Annotated in this window: 14 protein-coding genes; 4 read left to right on the forward strand and 10 right to left on the reverse strand. The window is 72.8% G+C overall.

Features of this window, described 5'->3' with window-relative positions; translation table 11 throughout:
• Positions 1-43 precede the first annotated feature (43 nt).
• From ACWCP2_RS19390 to ACWCP2_RS19410, 5 genes are all read right to left on the reverse strand, one after another.
• Positions 44-856, reverse strand: a complete 813-nt coding sequence (locus tag ACWCP2_RS19390; protein ID WP_450909804.1) for a GNAT family N-acetyltransferase — start codon at positions 854-856, stop codon at positions 44-46.
• A 74-nt stretch (positions 857-930) separates the two neighbouring features.
• Entirely contained in the window at positions 931-1959 is a 1029-nt protein-coding gene (locus ACWCP2_RS19395; protein WP_450909805.1) for a transporter substrate-binding domain-containing protein, read from the reverse strand.
• A gap of 151 nt (positions 1960-2110) precedes the next feature.
• On the reverse strand, positions 2111-2911 hold the full coding sequence (locus tag ACWCP2_RS19400) for an amino acid ABC transporter ATP-binding protein (RefSeq protein ID WP_450909806.1): 801 nt from the start codon (positions 2909-2911) through the stop codon (positions 2111-2113).
• Positions 2908-3870: an amino acid ABC transporter permease gene (locus tag ACWCP2_RS19405; RefSeq protein WP_450909807.1), complete on the reverse strand. Its 963-nt coding sequence runs from the start codon at positions 3868-3870 to the stop codon at positions 2908-2910. The genes ACWCP2_RS19400 and ACWCP2_RS19405 overlap by 4 nt, the downstream gene beginning before the upstream one ends.
• Positions 3871-4070: 200 nt before the next feature.
• Positions 4071-5057 carry an amino acid ABC transporter permease gene (locus ACWCP2_RS19410; RefSeq protein WP_450909808.1) on the reverse strand — a complete coding sequence of 329 codons (987 nt, stop codon included), beginning with the start codon at positions 5055-5057 and terminating at the stop codon, positions 4071-4073.
• 679 nt (positions 5058-5736) lie between these two features.
• Between ACWCP2_RS19410 and ACWCP2_RS19415 the strand changes: the two genes are divergently transcribed.
• From ACWCP2_RS19415 to ACWCP2_RS19425, 3 genes are read left to right on the forward strand one after another with little or no spacing between them, the layout of a single operon-like run.
• The gene (locus ACWCP2_RS19415) at positions 5737-6930 is read left to right on the forward strand and encodes an LLM class flavin-dependent oxidoreductase (protein WP_450909809.1); all 1194 of its coding nucleotides are present in this window, start codon (positions 5737-5739) and stop codon (positions 6928-6930) included.
• On the forward strand, positions 6927-7889 hold the full coding sequence (locus tag ACWCP2_RS19420) for an ABC transporter substrate-binding protein (protein WP_450909810.1): 963 nt from the start codon (positions 6927-6929) through the stop codon (positions 7887-7889). The genes ACWCP2_RS19415 and ACWCP2_RS19420 overlap by 4 nt, the downstream gene beginning before the upstream one ends.
• 23 nt (positions 7890-7912) lie before the next feature.
• Complete coding sequence (locus ACWCP2_RS19425; protein WP_450909858.1) at positions 7913-8665, forward strand: amino acid ABC transporter ATP-binding protein; 753 nt, start codon at positions 7913-7915, stop codon at positions 8663-8665.
• A 4-nt stretch (positions 8666-8669) separates the two neighbouring features.
• Here ACWCP2_RS19425 and ACWCP2_RS19430 read toward each other — a convergent pair whose 3' ends face one another.
• The 3 genes from ACWCP2_RS19430 to ACWCP2_RS19440 form a co-directional block, all read right to left on the reverse strand.
• On the reverse strand, positions 8670-9551 hold the full coding sequence (locus ACWCP2_RS19430) for an aminoglycoside phosphotransferase family protein (RefSeq protein ID WP_450909859.1): 882 nt from the start codon (positions 9549-9551) through the stop codon (positions 8670-8672).
• A gap of 175 nt (positions 9552-9726) precedes the next feature.
• Entirely contained in the window at positions 9727-10620 is an 894-nt protein-coding gene (locus tag ACWCP2_RS19435; protein WP_450909811.1) for a carbon-nitrogen hydrolase family protein, read from the reverse strand.
• 7 nt (positions 10621-10627) lie between these two features.
• Entirely contained in the window at positions 10628-12142 is a 1515-nt protein-coding gene (locus ACWCP2_RS19440; protein ID WP_450909812.1) for an APC family permease, read from the reverse strand.
• A gap of 173 nt (positions 12143-12315) precedes the next feature.
• On the opposite strand from ACWCP2_RS19440, the gene ACWCP2_RS19445 reads away from it, so the two are divergent.
• A complete protein-coding gene (locus ACWCP2_RS19445) occupies positions 12316-12969 on the forward strand; it encodes a TetR/AcrR family transcriptional regulator (protein ID WP_450909813.1) in 654 nt (217 codons plus the stop codon).
• A gap of 101 nt (positions 12970-13070) precedes the next feature.
• Here the strand turns inward: ACWCP2_RS19445 and ACWCP2_RS19450 are convergent, their stop codons facing one another.
• Positions 13071-14885: an IPT/TIG domain-containing protein gene (locus tag ACWCP2_RS19450; RefSeq protein ID WP_450909814.1), complete on the reverse strand. Its 1815-nt coding sequence runs from the start codon at positions 14883-14885 to the stop codon at positions 13071-13073.
• A 335-nt stretch (positions 14886-15220) separates the two neighbouring features.
• A complete protein-coding gene (locus ACWCP2_RS19455) occupies positions 15221-15949 on the reverse strand; it encodes an SOS response-associated peptidase (RefSeq protein ID WP_450909815.1) in 729 nt (242 codons plus the stop codon).
• Between the last annotated feature and the right edge of the window lie 56 nt (positions 15950-16005).

The following is a 16005-nucleotide window of genomic DNA, read 5'->3' on the forward strand; positions in this document are numbered from 1 at the left end:
CGGGCCGCGGAATGACGGGAGTGTGAAATATGAATCAGGAGAATTAAATCTGTGTGGCGGCCGTGTCATCCGCGCCGCCCGGTGCCCGGAAGGCCAGGAAATAGGGCCTGTGGCGCACGGTGAAACCGATCGACTCGTAGAGGCGGACCGCATCGGTGTTCTCGGCGGCCGTGTGCAGGAACGGCACGTCTCCCCGCTCCCGGATGCCCGCCGCGACGGCACGGACCAGACGTGTGGCCAGGCCCCTGCCGCGGAAGCCGGGATGGGTGCAGACCGCGCTGATCTCCGTCCAGCCGGGCGGGCGCAGCCGCTCCCCGGCCATGGCGACGAGCCGGCCCCGGTGGCGGATGCCGAGGTACGTGCCCAGCTCGATGGTGCGGGGCAGGAAGGGCCCCGGCCTCGTCAGCTCGATCAGCTCCAGGACCTCGGGCACGTCCGCCGGCCCGAGCCGCACCGCCTCGGGGGCGGGCTCGGCGCGCAGCGAGGTGTCGACGAGCTGGACCCCGCGCCCCGACCAGAGGGTCTCCCAGCCGGGGGGCGGGGTCAGGACCCCGGAGAGCGAGACGGTCCCGCCGGGGCCGGCCAGGGAGGCGAGCCCCTCCCAGGAGCGGGCGTCGGCCGGATCGGCGATCGCGGAGAAGACGGCGACGTCCGGGTCGTAGCGGGCGGCGTGGGAGCCGGCCCGCACGGCGAAGGCCGCGTGCGCGCCGGACAGCGAGGCCCAGGCGGGGTTGTCGAGGACGTGCGGGGGCGCCGGGATCACCGGGGCCTGGATCACCGGGGCCGGGGCCGCCGGGGTCACGTCGCTGGGAGCCAGAGCCGGACCGGGGCTGGTGGTGGTGCTGGTGGTGGGCATGGGGGCGGAACCCTCCTTCCGTGGGATGCCTGACCGGGGCCGGGGCCGGGGCCGGGGACGGCCGGCCCGCGGGGTCAGGAGTTGGTCGTGGGCAGCCCGGGCGGGTTCACCAGGGAGGTGGGCACGGCCTCGTTGGCGAGGTTCCAGGCGGTCAGGAGCTTCGCGTACTGGCCGTTCTTGGCGAGGTGGTTGATGGCCTCGGCCACGGGCGCGGCCAGCCCGCCGTCCTTCTTCGCGGTCGCGGCGATCAGCCCCTGGAGGGTCTCACCGGCGCCGGAGAACGAACCGGCGTTGCGCGTCGGGGCGTTGCTGCTCGCGGTCTGGGTGATGTGGTAGGCGATCGACGGGTTCGGGCCGAAGTTGAGGTCGATCTTCTTGCCGCTCAGCGCCAGGTAGACGCTGTTGGCGTCGGGGAAGTACTTGACCGTGATGTCCTTGCCCTCGGACTGGAGCTTCTTCTGCCACTCCAGGAGGATCTTCTCCTGGTTGGTGCCCTTGCTGACCGACACCGTCAGGCCCGCCAGCTTGCGGTAGTCGCCGCCGAACTCCCAGGTGTTCTCCTTCAGGGCCTCGAAGGCGAGGTTGTCCTGCCGGTAGGAGGCGAAGTCGTACTTCTTCTTGCGCTCCTCGGTGACGGTGACGTTGGAGAAGGCCACGTCGACCTTGCCGCTGTCGATGCCGACGAAGAGGTTCTCCCACGTGGAGTTCTTCACCACGGGCTTCAGGCCCAGGGTCGCGGCGACGAGCCGGCCGAGGTCGGGCTCCGCGCCCGTGAGGGTCTTCTGGTCGGTGCCGACGTAGGCGAGGGGCGGGAAGCCGGCGGGCAGGGCGCCGACCCCGATGACCAGCTCACCGCGGTCGCGCACCTCCTTCGGGAGCTTCGCGCGCAGGGCCTCGACGACCGGGGCGGTCAGTTCCGCCTGCTGGGCCGCTCCGTTGGAGACGGCGCCGACGGTCACCTTGTCCGAGCCCGGGCCCGAGGTGGTGCCGGTGGCCTTCGCGTCACCGCCGCACGCGGTGAGCCCCGCGGCGAGGGCGACGGCGGCGGTCGTGGCGCCGAGGCCGCGGACGAGTCTGGTGCGAAGGAGGGACGGGCGCTGCATGGTGTTGCCTTTCGGATGTCCGGCGAAGCGGAGTGTTCGGCGAAGCGAAGTGTTCGGCGAAGCGGAGTGCGCGGCGGTGCGGAGGGTTCGGTGATGCGGAGTGTTCGGCGATCCGGAGAACGGCGGGAGGGGACGGTCCGGGTCGAGGTGCTCAGAGCACCTTGCTGAGGAACTCCCGGGTGCGCGGGTGCGCGGGGTGGTCCAGCACCTGCGAGGGCGGGCCCTGTTCGACGATCCGGCCCTCGTGCAGGAAGACGACCTCGTCGGCGACCTCGCGGGCGAAGCCGATCTCGTGGGTGACGATCACGAGGGTGGTGCCCCCGGTGGCCAGGTCCTTGATCACGGAGAGCACCTCGCCGACCAGCTCGGGGTCGAGGGCCGAGGTGGGCTCGTCGAAGAGGATGACCCCGGGCCGCAGGGCCAGGGCCCGGGCGATGGCCACCCGCTGCTGCTGTCCTCCGGACAGCTGTCGCGGGTAGGCGGCGCCGCGGTCCCCGAGCCCCACGCGGCGCAGCAGATCCTGCGCCAGGGCCAGGGCCTGCGGCCGGGACAGCCTGCCGGTGGCCACCGGGGCCGCGGCGACGTTGTCCAGGACGGTCAGGTGCGGGAAGAGGTTGAAGTTCTGGAAGACGAAGCCGATCCGGCCCCGCTGGGCGAGGATCGCCCGTTCACGCAGCTCCTTGAGCCGGCCCCCGTGCCGCTGGACGCCGATCAGCTCGCCGCCGATGCTGACGTGGCCGGCCTCGGGCCGCTCCAGGTGGTTGAGCACCCGCAGCAGGGTCGACTTGCCCGATCCGGAGCGCCCCAGGATCACGGTGACCGTGCCCGGCGCGACTGTCAGGCTCACCCCGTCCAGGACGCGCCGGCCGCCGAACCACTTGTGCACGTCGTGCACCTCGATGGCTGCGGGCCGCTCGCTCGTGGCGGTCGCGGTACTCGTGCTGCCGGTCATCGGGCCGTCTCCTTCCGGTGGCGGATCCGCAGGTCGCGCAGGCCCGCCCGGGCCCGCTGGAGGGGCGTGGGCACCGGGGTGCGCAGCGCCCCGCGGGCGTAGTACCGCTCGACGTAGTACTGGACGACGGAGACCAGGCTGGTGAGGATCACGTACCAGACGGTCGCCACGAGCAGCAGCGGCACCACGTCGCCGGGATAGGTGCTGCCCAGGCTCTGCACCGACCCGAACAGGTCGAGCAGGGACACGTAGAAGACCAGTGAGGTGGCCTTGAGCAGGCCGATCAGCTGGTTGACGTAGGAGGGCACGATCGAGCGGAGCGCCTGCGGGAAGACGATCCTCGCGAACTGGTAGCGCTTGGGCAGCCCCAGGGCCGCGGCCGCCTCGTGCTGGCCCTGGTCGACGGAGAGCACGCCGGCCCGGACGATCTCGGCGGCGTACGCGGCCTCGCTCAGGCTCAGGCCGACCACCGCGACCGCCATGTCCGTGGCGAGCCGCGACTCGTCGAAGGTGACGAAGGCGGGACCGAACGGCACCCCGATGCTCAGGGTGGGGTACAGGGCGCTGAGGTTGTACAGGAAGAGCAGGACCACGATCAGCGGCACGGAGCGCAGGAGCCAGATGTAGGTCCAGCTCACCGACCGCAGCACCGGGCTGCCCGAGAGGCGGCCCAGCGCCAGCAGCACGCCGCCGGCCAGGCCGAGGACCGCGCTGTACGCGGCCACCTGGAGGGTGATGAGCAGCCCGTCCAGGATCACCGGGCGGGCGAACCAGTACGCGAACCGGTCCCACTGGTAGAAGGGATTGGTGATCAGCCCGTGGGCGGCCTGCGAGACCAGCACCAGGACGACGAGGGCGGCCACCCACCGTCCGGGCCGGCGCAGCGGGAGGACCCGCTCGGCCGGCCCGGGCGGCCCGGTGGGGCCGGCGGGCGCGGAGAGGAGCAGTGATTCGGTCAAGGACACTCCACGGCTTCGAAATAGGCGCAGAATCGAAAAGCAGCCGTCAAGCCGAAGTGGAGAGGCCGCCGATATCTTTTATCTGCGGCGTAAGCTAGGCAGCCCGGAGAAGGAGTGTCAACGGCCTGGATATCCGGATCCGTGAAATCGTGTTCCGATTTCATCCGCCGTACACACAACGCGTGCTCGTGAAATGAAACTCAGCGGCCGCCGGGTGCGGTCACCGAGTTCAGCCGGCCGCGCAGGGCGGCGAGCCGGACGCGCAGCAGCCGCAGCGGGGTGGGCGGAAGACCGCGCGAGCTGCCGCGCGCGTAGTACCGCTCGACGTAGTACTGGCCCGCGCTCAGCACCGTGGTCACGGCGACGTACCAGACGGTGGCCACCATCAGCAGCGGGATGACCTGGTAGGTCTGGTTGTAGACCAACTGCACGGAGTACAGCAGGTCGTGCACCGCCAGCACGCTGACGATGCTGGTGCCCTTGAGCGTGCCGATGAGCATGTTCCCGGCGGTCGGCACGATCGAGCGCATCGCCTGGGGAACCACGATCCGGTACAGCGTCCGGCGCCTGCTCAGCCCCAGCGCCTGCGCGGCCTCGGTCTGGCCGGGGTCCACGGAGAGGATGCCGCCGCGCACCACCTCGGCGGCGTACGCGCTCTCGTGCAGGGTGAGCCCGATGACGGCGGTGAGGGTCGGGCCGAGCAGGTTGACCGTGCTGATGCTGAAGAGCTGGGGGCCGTAGGGGATGCCCAGGCCGAGCGTCGGGTACAGGGCGCCGATGTTGAACCAGAACAGCAGTTGCACCAGCAGCGGCGTGGACCGGAAGATCCACACGTACCCCCAGCTCAGGGTGCGCAGCACCGGGTTGCCCGACAGCCGCATCACGGCGAGGACGGTGCCGAGCGCGAACCCCAGCACCATCACCACGCCGGTCAGCCAGAGGGTCAGCAGCAGCCCGTCGAGCACGGCCGAGGTGGTGAAGTACCGGCCGACCAGGCCCCATTGGAAGGCGTCGTTGCGCACGACGGAGACCAGCACCATCGCGAAGACCAGCAGGGCGGCGGCAGCGGACACCTGACGGCCGAGGCGCCGGCGCGGCACGATCGGCGGCGGCTCGGCGCCGGGGGGCGCCGCGTCGAGCACGTTCAGTGCTCGGGGCGGGCGGGAGACATCGGAAGCGGTGCTCATGGAGGTGCTCCGGGGATGGGAGGGATCGCGGGCGGCAACGACTGCCCGGCGGCGGTGGGGCGGGGTGCCCGGGCCGCGGGGCAGGGGTGCGGTCGTCACGCTCGCCGTGTCCCTCAACACGGCCGGACCGGCTCCGTGCACGGCGCATCCGGTCCACCCTCGATCGTATGCGGCGACGGCACGGCCGTGTCAACGGTGCCCGGTCCGGCGGGGGCCCGGAGCGTCCGGCATTCGGGCCGTTGCTTGACGAAGCGCAGTTCGTCCTGTTCAAGTAGTCGCATGAATGCCCATCAGCGCCTGGTCTCGCGCGACTACATCGACTTCGGTCGGGTGTGGTCCGCGGCTTGTTGCGCCTGACGCGGCAGCGGGCTGCCTGAACGGCCCTTCCCTCCCTCGGTGACCCCGTCGTGGGCCGAGCTCTCCCCTTCGCACCGTCCCCGTGCCGTCCGTGACCGCCGCAAGGCCTTCACCCCGCCGCGCACCGGGACGCGCGCTGCCGCCGCACCGAATTCCCGACGCCCCGCGTCGTCACGCTTGCACGCCACGTCCGCACATCACGCGCCTTCCTCCGTCGGCCGCGCACCCACCGCGTAGCTGACGGCGCCTCATACACCGCCGCACCGAGGCCGGTTCGCCTTGCCGCGAGGCGATCCGCCGTACCTTCCGAAAGGCCACACCCATGCCCGTGGAGTTCCTCGGCATAGCCGCCACCAACGACGGCTCCGAAACCACCGCCCGATCCGGCGCCTCCTTCGACAAGGAGTACACGCTCCGGCTCGCCCGGGCGCACGAGGAGCACGGCTGGGACCGGGTCCTGTTCGCCTACGGCTCCGGTACGCCGGACCCGGCGCCGGCCGCCGCGTACATCGCCGGCAAGCTGGACCGGCTGCAGATCCTGCTGGCCCACCGGCCCAACGTCTCCTACCCCACCTTCGCGGCCAAGACCTTCGCGACCCTCGACCAGATCAGCGGCGGCCGGCTGGCCGTGCACTTCATCACCGGCGGCAACGACCACGAGCAGGGCCGCGAGGGCGACGTCCTCACCAAGGACGAGCGCTACGCCCGCACCCGCGAGTACATCCGCATCGTCAAGAAGATCTGGACCACCCACGAGGCCTTCGACCACGAGGGCGAGCACTACCGCTTCCACGACTTCGTCAGCGACGTCTTCCCCGTCCAGCAGCCGCGCCCGAACGTCTCGTTCGGCGGTTCCTCACCCGCCGCCTACGCCGCCGGCGGCGCGGAGGCCGACATCTACTGCCTGTGGGGCGAGCCCCTGGAACAGACGGCCCAGCAGATCGAGGCCGTACGGGAGGCCGCGCGGGCCGCCGGCCGCACCGAACTGCCCCGCATCCAGGTCGCGTTCCGCCCGATCATCGCCCCGACCGAGGAGCTGGCCTGGGAGAAGGCCCACCGCACGGTGGGCGCCATCCGCGAGCGCAGGCGGGCAGGGACCGCACAGCGCCACCGTAGCAACGGGGTGACGGAGGCCCCGGCGCCCCAGAACACCGGATCGCAGCGCCTCATCGCCATCGCCGAGGCGGGGGAGCGCTACGACCGGGCCCTGTGGACCCCGACCGCCGCCGCCACCGGGGGCGCGGGCAACTCCAACGCGCTGGTCGGCACCCCGGAGACGGTCACCCAGGCACTGCTCGACTACTACGACCTGGGCGTGGACATCCTGTCGGCCCGCGGCTACGACCTGCTCGACGACGCCATCGACTTCGGCCGGTACGTGATCCCCCTCGTCCGCGAGGAGGTCGCCAAGCGGGACGCGGCCCGGGAGGCCGCGGCGGACACCACGGGGAACGCCGCTCGCGATGCCCGCTCCGAGACCTCCCTGCGCCAGACCCTGACGGCGGTGCGCGGATGAGCCGCCACACGAGAGGGCTCCGCGGGCGCGTGCGCACCGCACTCGTGCTCCTGCCCGTCCTGGCGGGGCTGACCGCGCTCACCGCCTGCGGCTCCGGCGAGGGATCCGCTCCGGCGGCGGCCGTCGTCTCTCCCGCGCCGGCCGACGATCCGGTCGCCGGGGTACGGGCCGTGGAGCGGATCGCCGCCCTGCTGCCCCCGGACGTCCGCAAGGCAGGCAGCCTGCGGCTCGGCGGCTCCGTCGGAGCGCCGCCGTCGGCGTACTACCCCAACGGGCAGGACAAGCCGCCCGCCGGGCAGGACATCGACATCGCCGCCGCGGTGGCCAAGGTCCTCGGCGTGAAACTGGAGCGGCAGGACGCCTCCTTCGAAACGATCCTCCCCGCCCTCGGCAGCGGCAAGTACGACGTCGGCACGGGGAACTTCGGCGTCACCACCGAACGCCTGAAGTCCGTCGACTTCGTCACCTACATCAACGACGGCCAGGGCTTCGCGGTCAAGACGGGAAGCACCGTCCTGACCGGTCAGGTCTCCGACCTGACCCAGCTGTGCGGACTCACCATCGGCACCGGCGCGGGAACGACCTTCGAGAAGACCCTCACCGCGAAGAAGGAGGTCTGCGCCGCCGCCGGGAAGAAGCCGTACGAGGTCAAGGTCTTCTCCGAAACCGGGGCCGTCACCACGGCCCTCCAGCAGGGCCGGATCGACGTGGTCATGTCGACGATCAACGGCCTGCGCCACCAGGCGTCCCAGCCCGCCGCGCAGACCACCTTCCTCGGCGAGTACCACCGTCTCGACGTCGGCTTCGCCTTCAAGAAGGGCTCGGCACTGACCCCCGCCTTCCAGGCCGCCGTCAACGAGCTGATCAAGGACGGCACCTACGCGCGGATCCTGAAGAAGTGGGGCACCACGCCCTCCGCGATCGACACCTCGCAGATCAACCCGGCCGAGCACACGTGAGCGGGCCCGCGGCCGGACAGGCCATGGTGGAGGTCCGAGGCGTCCACAAGAGCTTCGGACCCCTGGAGGTGCTGCGCGGGGTCGACCTGCTGGTCCGCGCCGGAGAGGTCACCGTGATCCTGGGGCCCTCCGGCTCGGGGAAGTCCACCCTCCTGCGCACCATCAACCACTTGGAGAAGGTCGACCGCGGCTGGATCAGCGTCGACGGCGAACTCATCGGCTACCGGGGGCACCGCGGCAAACTGCACGAACTCAAGGAGAAGGAGGTGTTGAGACAGCGCACGCACATCGGGTTCGTCTTCCAGGACTTCAACCTCTTCACGCACCTCACCGTGCTGGAGAACCTGGTCGAGGCCCCGGTGTCCGCGCTGCGCAGGCCGCGGGAGGAGGCCGAGGCGACGGCCCGGCGGCTGCTGGAGCGGGTGGGGTTGAGCGACAAGGCGGACGCCTACCCGCGCCAGCTGTCCGGAGGGCAGCAGCAGCGGGTGGCCATCGCCCGGGCGCTCGCGCTCGAACCGAAGGTGCTGCTCTTCGACGAGCCGACCTCGGCGCTCGACCCGGAACTGGTCGGCGAGGTCCTGGACGTCATCAAGGACCTGGCCCGCTCCGGAACCACCATGCTCGTCGTCACCCACGAACTCGGCTTCGCCCGGGAGGTCGCGGACACCGTCGTGTTCATGGACGACGGGGTCGTCGTCGAGCAGGGAACGCCCGCAGCCGTCCTGGAGAATCCGCGGCACCCGCGCACCCGCGCCTTCCTCGCCAAGGTGTGGTGAGGGATCAGCCGGCGAGTGCCTCGGTGATCTGCCGGGTGGTCTGCGCCGCGACGCGGGGGTCGGTCGCGGCGTGGTACGTGTACGCGTTGAGGCCGGTGGCCAGGGCCCAGCCGCGGCCGCGCGTCCACGTGGCGTCGTCCACGTCCAGGGCGGCGCGGAAGACGGCCCGGCTGGAGGCGGACATCAGGGTGAAGGCGATGGTCAGATCGCACGCGGGATCCCCGATGCCGAGCCCGCCGAAGTCGATGACCGCGCTGAGGCGGCCGCCGGCGGTCAGCAGGTTGCCGGTGTGGAAGTCCCCGTGGAACCAGACCGGAGGCCGGTCCCAGGCGGGCGCGGCGAGCGCCGCTTCCCACAGCGCGGTCATGGCCGCCGCGTCGAACACGCCGGAGACCTCCGCGATGGCGGCCCGCGTCGCGCGGTCCCGGTCGGCCAGCGGAGCGCCGGTCAGGGCCGCGGGGGCGGCTCCGGCGGGGAAGACCGGGGTGGTGAGCCCCTGGAGAGCCGTGAGGAACCGGGCCAGGGTCACGGCGGCCGCGGGGGAGTCGGCCAGCGCTCCGGCGGTCGCCACCTCCCCGTCGAGCCAGCGCGTCACCGACCACGGCCACGGATAGCCGAAGCCGGGCCTGCCCACGGCCACCGGTACCGGAACGGCCAGCGGCAGGTGCGGGGCGAGCCGGGGCAGCCACTCGGCCTCCTTCGCGGCCTGCCCGGCGACCCCGGGCCCGCGGGGGAGCCGGACGGACAGCTCCCGGCCCAGCCGGTGGATCACGTGGTCGGACCCGGCCGGATCGAGGAGACGGAGGGGAAGCCCCGCCCACTGCGGGAACTGCGCGTCGACCAGGCGCCGGACCAGCGCCGCGTCGATGACCGGGCGCGCCGCCACCCCGTCCGGTGCGGAGGCCTGAGCCTGCGCCTCCGCCTGCGCAGCCTCCGCCTCTGCCGTCGTCTCGCTCGTCACGTACAACTCCCGTACCCGGCCCGCTCCGTACGGCGGGCGCTCGGAGTCATCCCACCGTGCCGGGGACGGGCTGTCGACCGGGTTTCCCGCCCCGCGGCGGCTACGAGGCCGGGGCGTCCTCCTCTTCCGGCAGCCAGTGCGGCCTGCGGAACGTCGCGCCGCCGTACATGGGGAGCGCGATCGATTCCCCGTACCGGGCCAGCTGGTTCCAGGGCCGGTTGAGCCCGGTGGAGCCGTAGCGGCGTACGCGGGTGACGGCGTCGAGGTCCAGGACGTCCACGAGCACCTCCTCGCCGGGGCCGGCCTGCTGGCGTACGAGGCCCTCGGGGTCGACGATCGCGCTGGCGCCGACGGCCGCCGGGTCGGCGGCGTTGACGTTGACCACGTACACCTGGTTGGTCCAGGCGTTGGCGCGGGCGCAGACCAGCTCCATCTCCCGGTCCCGGGTGGGCGTCAGGGTGGGCTGGATGACGATCTCCGCTCCCAGCCAGGCGAGTTGGCGGATGGTCTCGGGGAAGGAACCGTCGTAGCAGATGGCGAGGCCCGCCCGGCCGATGCCCGGCAGGTCGAAGACGGTGAACTCGTGGCCGGGCCGGGCCCTTTCGTACGGCTGCCAGGGGAAGACCTTGCGGTAGCGGGCGACGATCTCGCCTTCGGGCGAGACCGCGATGGCCGTGTTGTGGACGTGGCCGTCCTGCGCGCGCTCGTAGAGGCTCCCGGGGACCAGCCACAGCCCGGTCTCCCGGGCGAGGGCGCAGAGCCGGTCGGTGAGCGGTCCGGGGATGGTGACGGCGGCCCGCTCCATCCAGTCGTCGGGCGCGGGTCGCAGCAGCGGGCCCTCGGCGGCGAGCAGGAGTTCGGGGGCGACGACGAGCTGCACGTGGGGGAAGAGCTCGCGCGTGGCGTGGACCTGGTCGCGGAAGAGCTGCCAGCTCGCTTCGAGGTCGTGGGCCACGGGAGCGGTCTGCAGGGCGGCGATGGCGAGAGTGCGCATGGTGGGGTCAGACCTCGGTGACGGTGAGGGCGACGACCGAGGTGCGGCCTTCGCGGAAGAAGCGGCGGAAACTGGCGCGGGCGATCAGCAGGGCCACGGCGCCCGCGGTGAGGGATCCGGCGCCGAGCAGGAAGACCCCGCCGACGCCGTGGAAGGAGGTGCTGCCGTAGCCGGGGTCGTACATGTCGTACGCGCTGCGGGCGAAGGCGGCCAGCATCAGCAGGCCGCCCAGGAGGGGCAGGACGCCGCGCAGCAGGAGGTGGCGCGGGGAGTCGCGCAGGGTCCGCCGGAAGTACCAGACGCAGCTCAGGGCGGTGGTGCCGTAGTAGCAGGCGATGAGCAGCCCGACACACAGGACGGCGTCTCCGAGGAAGTCCGCGGAGACGAGCCGGAGCGTGATCAGGGTGCCGGCCGCCGCCGCTCCGCACGCCAGGGTGCCGAAGACGGGGGTGCGGTGGCGGGGGTGGACCCGGGCGAAGGCGCGGGGCAGGGCGCCGTGGGAGGCCATGGACAGGGTGCCGCGGGAGTTGCCGACGAGACAGGTGAGCAGGGCCGAGACCGCCGAGACGCAGACGGCGAGCTCCATCACCTTGGCGAGCGCCCCGCCGAGGACGGGCGGTGCGAGGGTCGTGAGGACGTCGGCGGCGTTCTCCGGGTTGCCGAGTCCCAGGCCCGTGGTTCCGGTGCCGGCGAAGCCGATCGCCGCGAACGCGGTGAACAGGTAGGTGCCCAGGAGCAGGAGGGTGGAGATGACGGCGGCCTGCCCGGCCACGCGCTCGCCGTCCCGGGTCTCCTCGTTCGCGGCGAGCAGCGAGTCCCATCCCCAGTAGATGAACAGGCAGAGCAGGACGGCTTCGGCGAAGGGCCCGAATCCGTCGAAGGCGCTGGGGTCGAGCCAGGCCGGCGAGGGGGTGGCGGCGCCGTCGCGGGCGAGGGCGGCCGCACCGAAGCCGATCAGGGCCGCCATCTGCAGGCCCAGGAGCACGTACTGCACGGAGGCCGCCAGGTGCAGTCCGCGCACGGAGACCAGCGTGCAGGCGGCCAGCAGGAGGAGGGCGGTCCCCGTGACGGCGGCGTCGTTCGCGGCGAGGGAGTGCAGACCGAGCAGGTTCAGCAGGTACACGGCGCCGACCTGGGACAGGGCGGTCATCGCGATGAGGGTGGCGACGATGACGACCCAGCCCCCGGTGAACCAGCCGGCCACCGGCCCGAAGGCGCGGGTGGTCCAGACGAAGTTGGTGCCGCAGTCCGGCATCTCGCGGTTCAGCTCGCGGAACGCGAACGCGGTGAGCAGGATCGGTACGAAGCCCAGGAGCAGGGCGGCCGGGGCCAGGTCCCCCACGGCGAGCGTCACGAAGCCGAGGGTGACCGCGATGCTGTAGGCCGGGGCCACGGACGACAGCCCGAGGGTGACGGAGGCGAGCAGGCCCACGGAGCCGCCGCGCAGCCCCTTGCCGACGGGGGCGGGGGCCGGGGCCGGTGCCGGCCCGGTTCTGGACCCGGTGTCGGTCGGGTTGGTCATGATGCCTCCTGGAGGCCGCAGGTGTGGTGTGCAGGGCGTGGGGCGGAGCCCGGAGGGTGGGCGAAGGAGCCACTGCGTTAAACGCAGATTTAAGACGGGGGTTCCTGGACGGTCAATAGATCGAGCGATATTGTTAAATCCAGATTTAGATGATCCTCTGCGAAGGAGATGGTGTGGCAGCCAGGAAGGGGACCGGCAAGGAGAACCGCCGGACCGAGCTGGGCAAGGCGGTGGAGCGTGCCGTGCTGCTCCGCGGGCTGGAGGGCCTGCGGCTGCGCGACGTCGCCGATCAGGCCGGGGTCACCCCCGCCGCGGTGCTCTACTACGGCGATCTCGACGCCCTGGTCCATGCCACGTACCAGCAGGCCATCGAGCGCTACAGCCAGGAGCGCGAGGAGGCCGCGGACCGCTTCGGCGACGCCCGCGGCAAACTGCGGGCCTGCATCGACCACGGGGTCGCCGGCGGCCCCGACGACGCGCTGACCCGGCTGCTCTTCGAATACTGGCCCCGCTGCCTGCGCGATGCCCGGGCGGCGGCGCTCGACAGCGCCCTGACGGAACGCCAGATCGCCGTCTACTCCGGGATCCTGGTGCTCGGCCAGGCCCAGGGGCACTTCCGGCTCCAGGACCCGCCCCGGCTGCTCGCCGCGAACTTCGTCGCCATGGAGGACGGCTACCAGATGGAGGTGCTCGCCGGACGGCGGACCCGCGCCGAGGTGATCGCCGCCCTGCGCTCGTACGCCCGGGCGGTCACGGGCCACGCGCTGGACGACGGGGAGCTGGCCTCCGGGGAGTCGCCCGCCGGGGAGTCCGCCGACCCCTCCTGACCGGGACCCGGACGCACCGCCGGCCCGCCTCGTGACGGGGCGGGCCGGCGGCGAACGGGTGCGTACCACCCTCCCGTTGGTACGGGAGGGCGGCTACGGGATCAGGGGCAGGTGGCCAGGAGCACGGAGACGACCGTGCAACTGGCGGTGGCGCTGTCGTTGAGCGGGTTGGGGTCGGTCGGGGAGGAGGCCGTACGGGTCGCGGAGACCGTGACGCGCCCCAGCGAGAGCAGGCCCAGCGGTACCCGGAACGACTTGCTGACGGAGGCGCCGTTGGCGATGGTCCCGTAGGAGCAGGTCACGGTCGACCCGGCGGCCGTGCAGCCCGGGGACAGGGTGTTGGCGGAGGCGCCCGGCGGCAGGGTCGCGGTGACCGTGGCCGAAGTGACCGTACCGGGCCCGGTGTTGCGGGTGTTCAGGGTGTAGGTGAGGTAGGGGACCAGCAGGCTGAGGCCCGGCTGCGCGCTCAGGTCCACGTCGATGTCGGCGGGCGGGAGCTGGTAGGTGTACCGGCCCGCGCCGGTCACGGCGCTGGTGCCGCCGGGCGTGGTGACCTGGACGTCCACGGAACCCGCGGCGTGGGCGGGCGCGGTGACGCTGCAGCTCGTGGCCGTGCAGGAGAGGCCGCTGCCCGGGGTGCCGGGACCGAAGGCGATCGCGGTGGCGCCGTCCAGTCCGGTGCCGGTGACGGTGACGGCCGTACCGCCGGCCGTCGTACCGGTGGACGGGCTGAGGGAGGTCACCACGGGGACCGGGAAGTAGGTGTACCGGCCGCCGGGGGCCGGGGCGCTGGTGCCGCCGGCGGTGGTGGCCCGGACGTCCACGGTGCCGGTCCCGGCCGGGGCGGTGGCGGTGCAGGAGGTCGCCGAGCAGCTGACGCCGGTGGCCGGGTCGTCCGCGCCGAAGGTGAGGACGGCGCCCGTCAGGTTGGTGCCGGTGACCGTCACGGACGTACCGCCGGCCGCGGGTCCGGCGGCCGGGGCGACGGAGGTCACCGTGGGCGGCAGGGTGAAGGCGAACACGATCCGCCCGTCACCGGAGTTGGCCCCGTCCGTCAGGGTGACGGGGGAGCCGGGAACCGTCCCGGAGACCAGGCTGGACCCGCCGCCGCCACCCCCTCCGCCGCCGCCGGTGGAGCCGTATCTGCCGCCCGCCCCGCCCCGGCCGCCGCCGCCGTACCCGGCGCCGCCGCGGCCGCCGGCGCCCGTCGGGCTGAACACGCCCTGGCCGGCGGCGCCCCCCGAGCCGTTCGGGAAGGCGCCCGGGGAGCCGTTCGGGCCCTCGTTGTCCGCGCCGGGCCCGCCGATCCCGCCGGCCCCGCCGGCCGTGTCGGTGCCCGGGCCGCCGCCCGTACCGCCTTCGGCGTCGGGGGCCAGGCCGTTGCCGTTCGCTCCGGCCCGGCCGCTGTCACCGCCCGCCGCTCCCCGGTAGGAGGGCGAGCCGATGCCCGCGCCGCCCGCCCCGCCGCCCGAACCGGCCGTCAGCAGGCGGACGTTGGTGTCGGTGGTCACCGCGACCAGGCCGCCGCCGAATCCCGGCACGCCGAACTGCGCACTCGGCGTGCCGTTGGCACCGCGCCGGCCGACGGTCACGGCGAAGACCTGCCCGGGCGTCGCGGGGAGCGTGGCGACGAGGTGCGCGCCCTTGCCCCCGGCGGTGCCGTCGGCGGCGTTCCCGCCCCCCGCCCCGTCCAGGGTCACCACACCGCTCACGACGCCCTCGGGCACCGTGACGCTTCCGGCACCCCCCGCGGTGCAGGTGACCGTGGTCGTGGCATCCACCACGACCGGGGCTCCGCACACCCCCTCCGCCGAAGCCGGGGGCGCCAGAACGGTCAGGCCGCCCGCGGCCAGGGCCGAGGACGCGGCCACCGCCAGCAGGCGTCGCCGCCACTGGGCGCGCGGACCATGTAACACAGCAGTCGAAGACATCGAAGTCTCCCCCTCTCGCCTCCGCCCGGCAGCGGCCGGAGTCGCATACTCCCGGGAAGCCGCGGCCGGACGCTTCCGTACGACGAACCGGAACGCGGTGTCGTCCGGCGGTGCCGCCCGTTCGCCGGTAATCCAGGGCCCGTTGGAAGGACGCCGGCCCAGTCGTACCGGCGGAAGCATCGCAGCGGCCGGGGCGCGGCGGGCGCCAAATGCCGGATCGTCCCGCCAAACCGTTGGAAACCCCGAAATCAGCCAACGGAGTCGTACGGATTTCCGAGAGGATGTGAGGTTGTGGTGCCGTGGGTGATGCCCTGGGGTCGTCAGGTGGCGGGGTCGGTGAGGTGGGGGTCGTTGTTGCGGACGCTGTTGACGGCGGTGGAGACCGCGGTCACCGCGAGCCGCCCTCCGGCGGGGGTGTGGAGCAGGGCGCGGAGATCCGACGTGTCCTCGTGGGAGGGATCGAGCCAGGCCTCGTAGTCGCCGGGATCGAGGGCCAGCGGCATCCGGGGATGGATGCGGCCGGCGGCGTCCGTGGCCTCGGTGGTGATGATCGTGGCCGTGGTGAGCCAGGCGGCCGGGTCGTCCCGGTCCTCGACGGCGGGGTCGCGCCAGAACTCGTACAGACCGGCCATGGCCATGACGGAGCCGGTCTCGGGGCGGATGAAGTAGGGCTGCTTGTAGGCCTTGGCCGTACCGGTGGCGGGTACGGCGACCCATTCGTAGAAGCCGTCCGCCGGCAGCAGGCAGCGGCGCTTGGCCAGGGCCCGCCGGTAGGCCGGCTTCTCGTGGACGGTCTCCACCCGCGCGTTGATCATCCGCGATCCCACGGCGGGGTCCTTGGCCCAGGACGGCACCAGGCCCCACCGCACCGGACGCAGCTGCCGCCCGAGCTCGCCGGTGTCCCGGTCGGCGCGCTCCAGGACCGCCCACACCTCGTCGGTGGGCGCGACGTTCCACGAGGGCCCCAGCTCCCGGCCGGGATCGAGCCGGGCATCGAAGAGTCCCGCGAGGTCCTGCGGCGCGCGGGAGGAGGCGTATCGACCACACATGCCTCCACTGTCCCACCCTTCCCGGGCGGGGAGGGTGGGACAGCGCCGGACGTGCC

The organism is Streptomyces sp. NPDC002104 (assembly GCF_053593795.1).

Excerpts from the sequence above, each read along its gene's own strand:
- ACWCP2_RS19390 (WP_450909804.1), bottom strand. The coding sequence starts at position 856 with ATGCCCACCACCAGCACCACCACCAGCCCCGGTCCGGCTCTGGCTCCC.
- ACWCP2_RS19395 (WP_450909805.1), bottom strand. The coding sequence starts at position 1,959 with ATGCAGCGCCCGTCCCTCCTTCGCACCAGACTCGTCCGCGGCCTCGGC.
- ACWCP2_RS19400 (WP_450909806.1), bottom strand. The coding sequence starts at position 2,911 with ATGACCGGCAGCACGAGTACCGCGACCGCCACGAGCGAGCGGCCCGCA.
- ACWCP2_RS19410 (WP_450909808.1), bottom strand. The coding sequence starts at position 5,057 with ATGAGCACCGCTTCCGATGTCTCCCGCCCGCCCCGAGCACTGAACGTG.
- ACWCP2_RS19415 (WP_450909809.1), top strand. The coding sequence starts at position 5,737 with ATGCCCGTGGAGTTCCTCGGCATAGCCGCCACCAACGACGGCTCCGAA.
- ACWCP2_RS19420 (WP_450909810.1), top strand. The coding sequence starts at position 6,927 with ATGAGCCGCCACACGAGAGGGCTCCGCGGGCGCGTGCGCACCGCACTC.
- ACWCP2_RS19425 (WP_450909858.1), top strand. The coding sequence starts at position 7,913 with ATGGTGGAGGTCCGAGGCGTCCACAAGAGCTTCGGACCCCTGGAGGTG.
- ACWCP2_RS19435 (WP_450909811.1), bottom strand. The coding sequence starts at position 10,620 with ATGCGCACTCTCGCCATCGCCGCCCTGCAGACCGCTCCCGTGGCCCAC.
- ACWCP2_RS19440 (WP_450909812.1), bottom strand. The coding sequence starts at position 12,142 with ATGACCAACCCGACCGACACCGGGTCCAGAACCGGGCCGGCACCGGCC.
- ACWCP2_RS19455 (WP_450909815.1), bottom strand. The coding sequence starts at position 15,949 with ATGTGTGGTCGATACGCCTCCTCCCGCGCGCCGCAGGACCTCGCGGGA.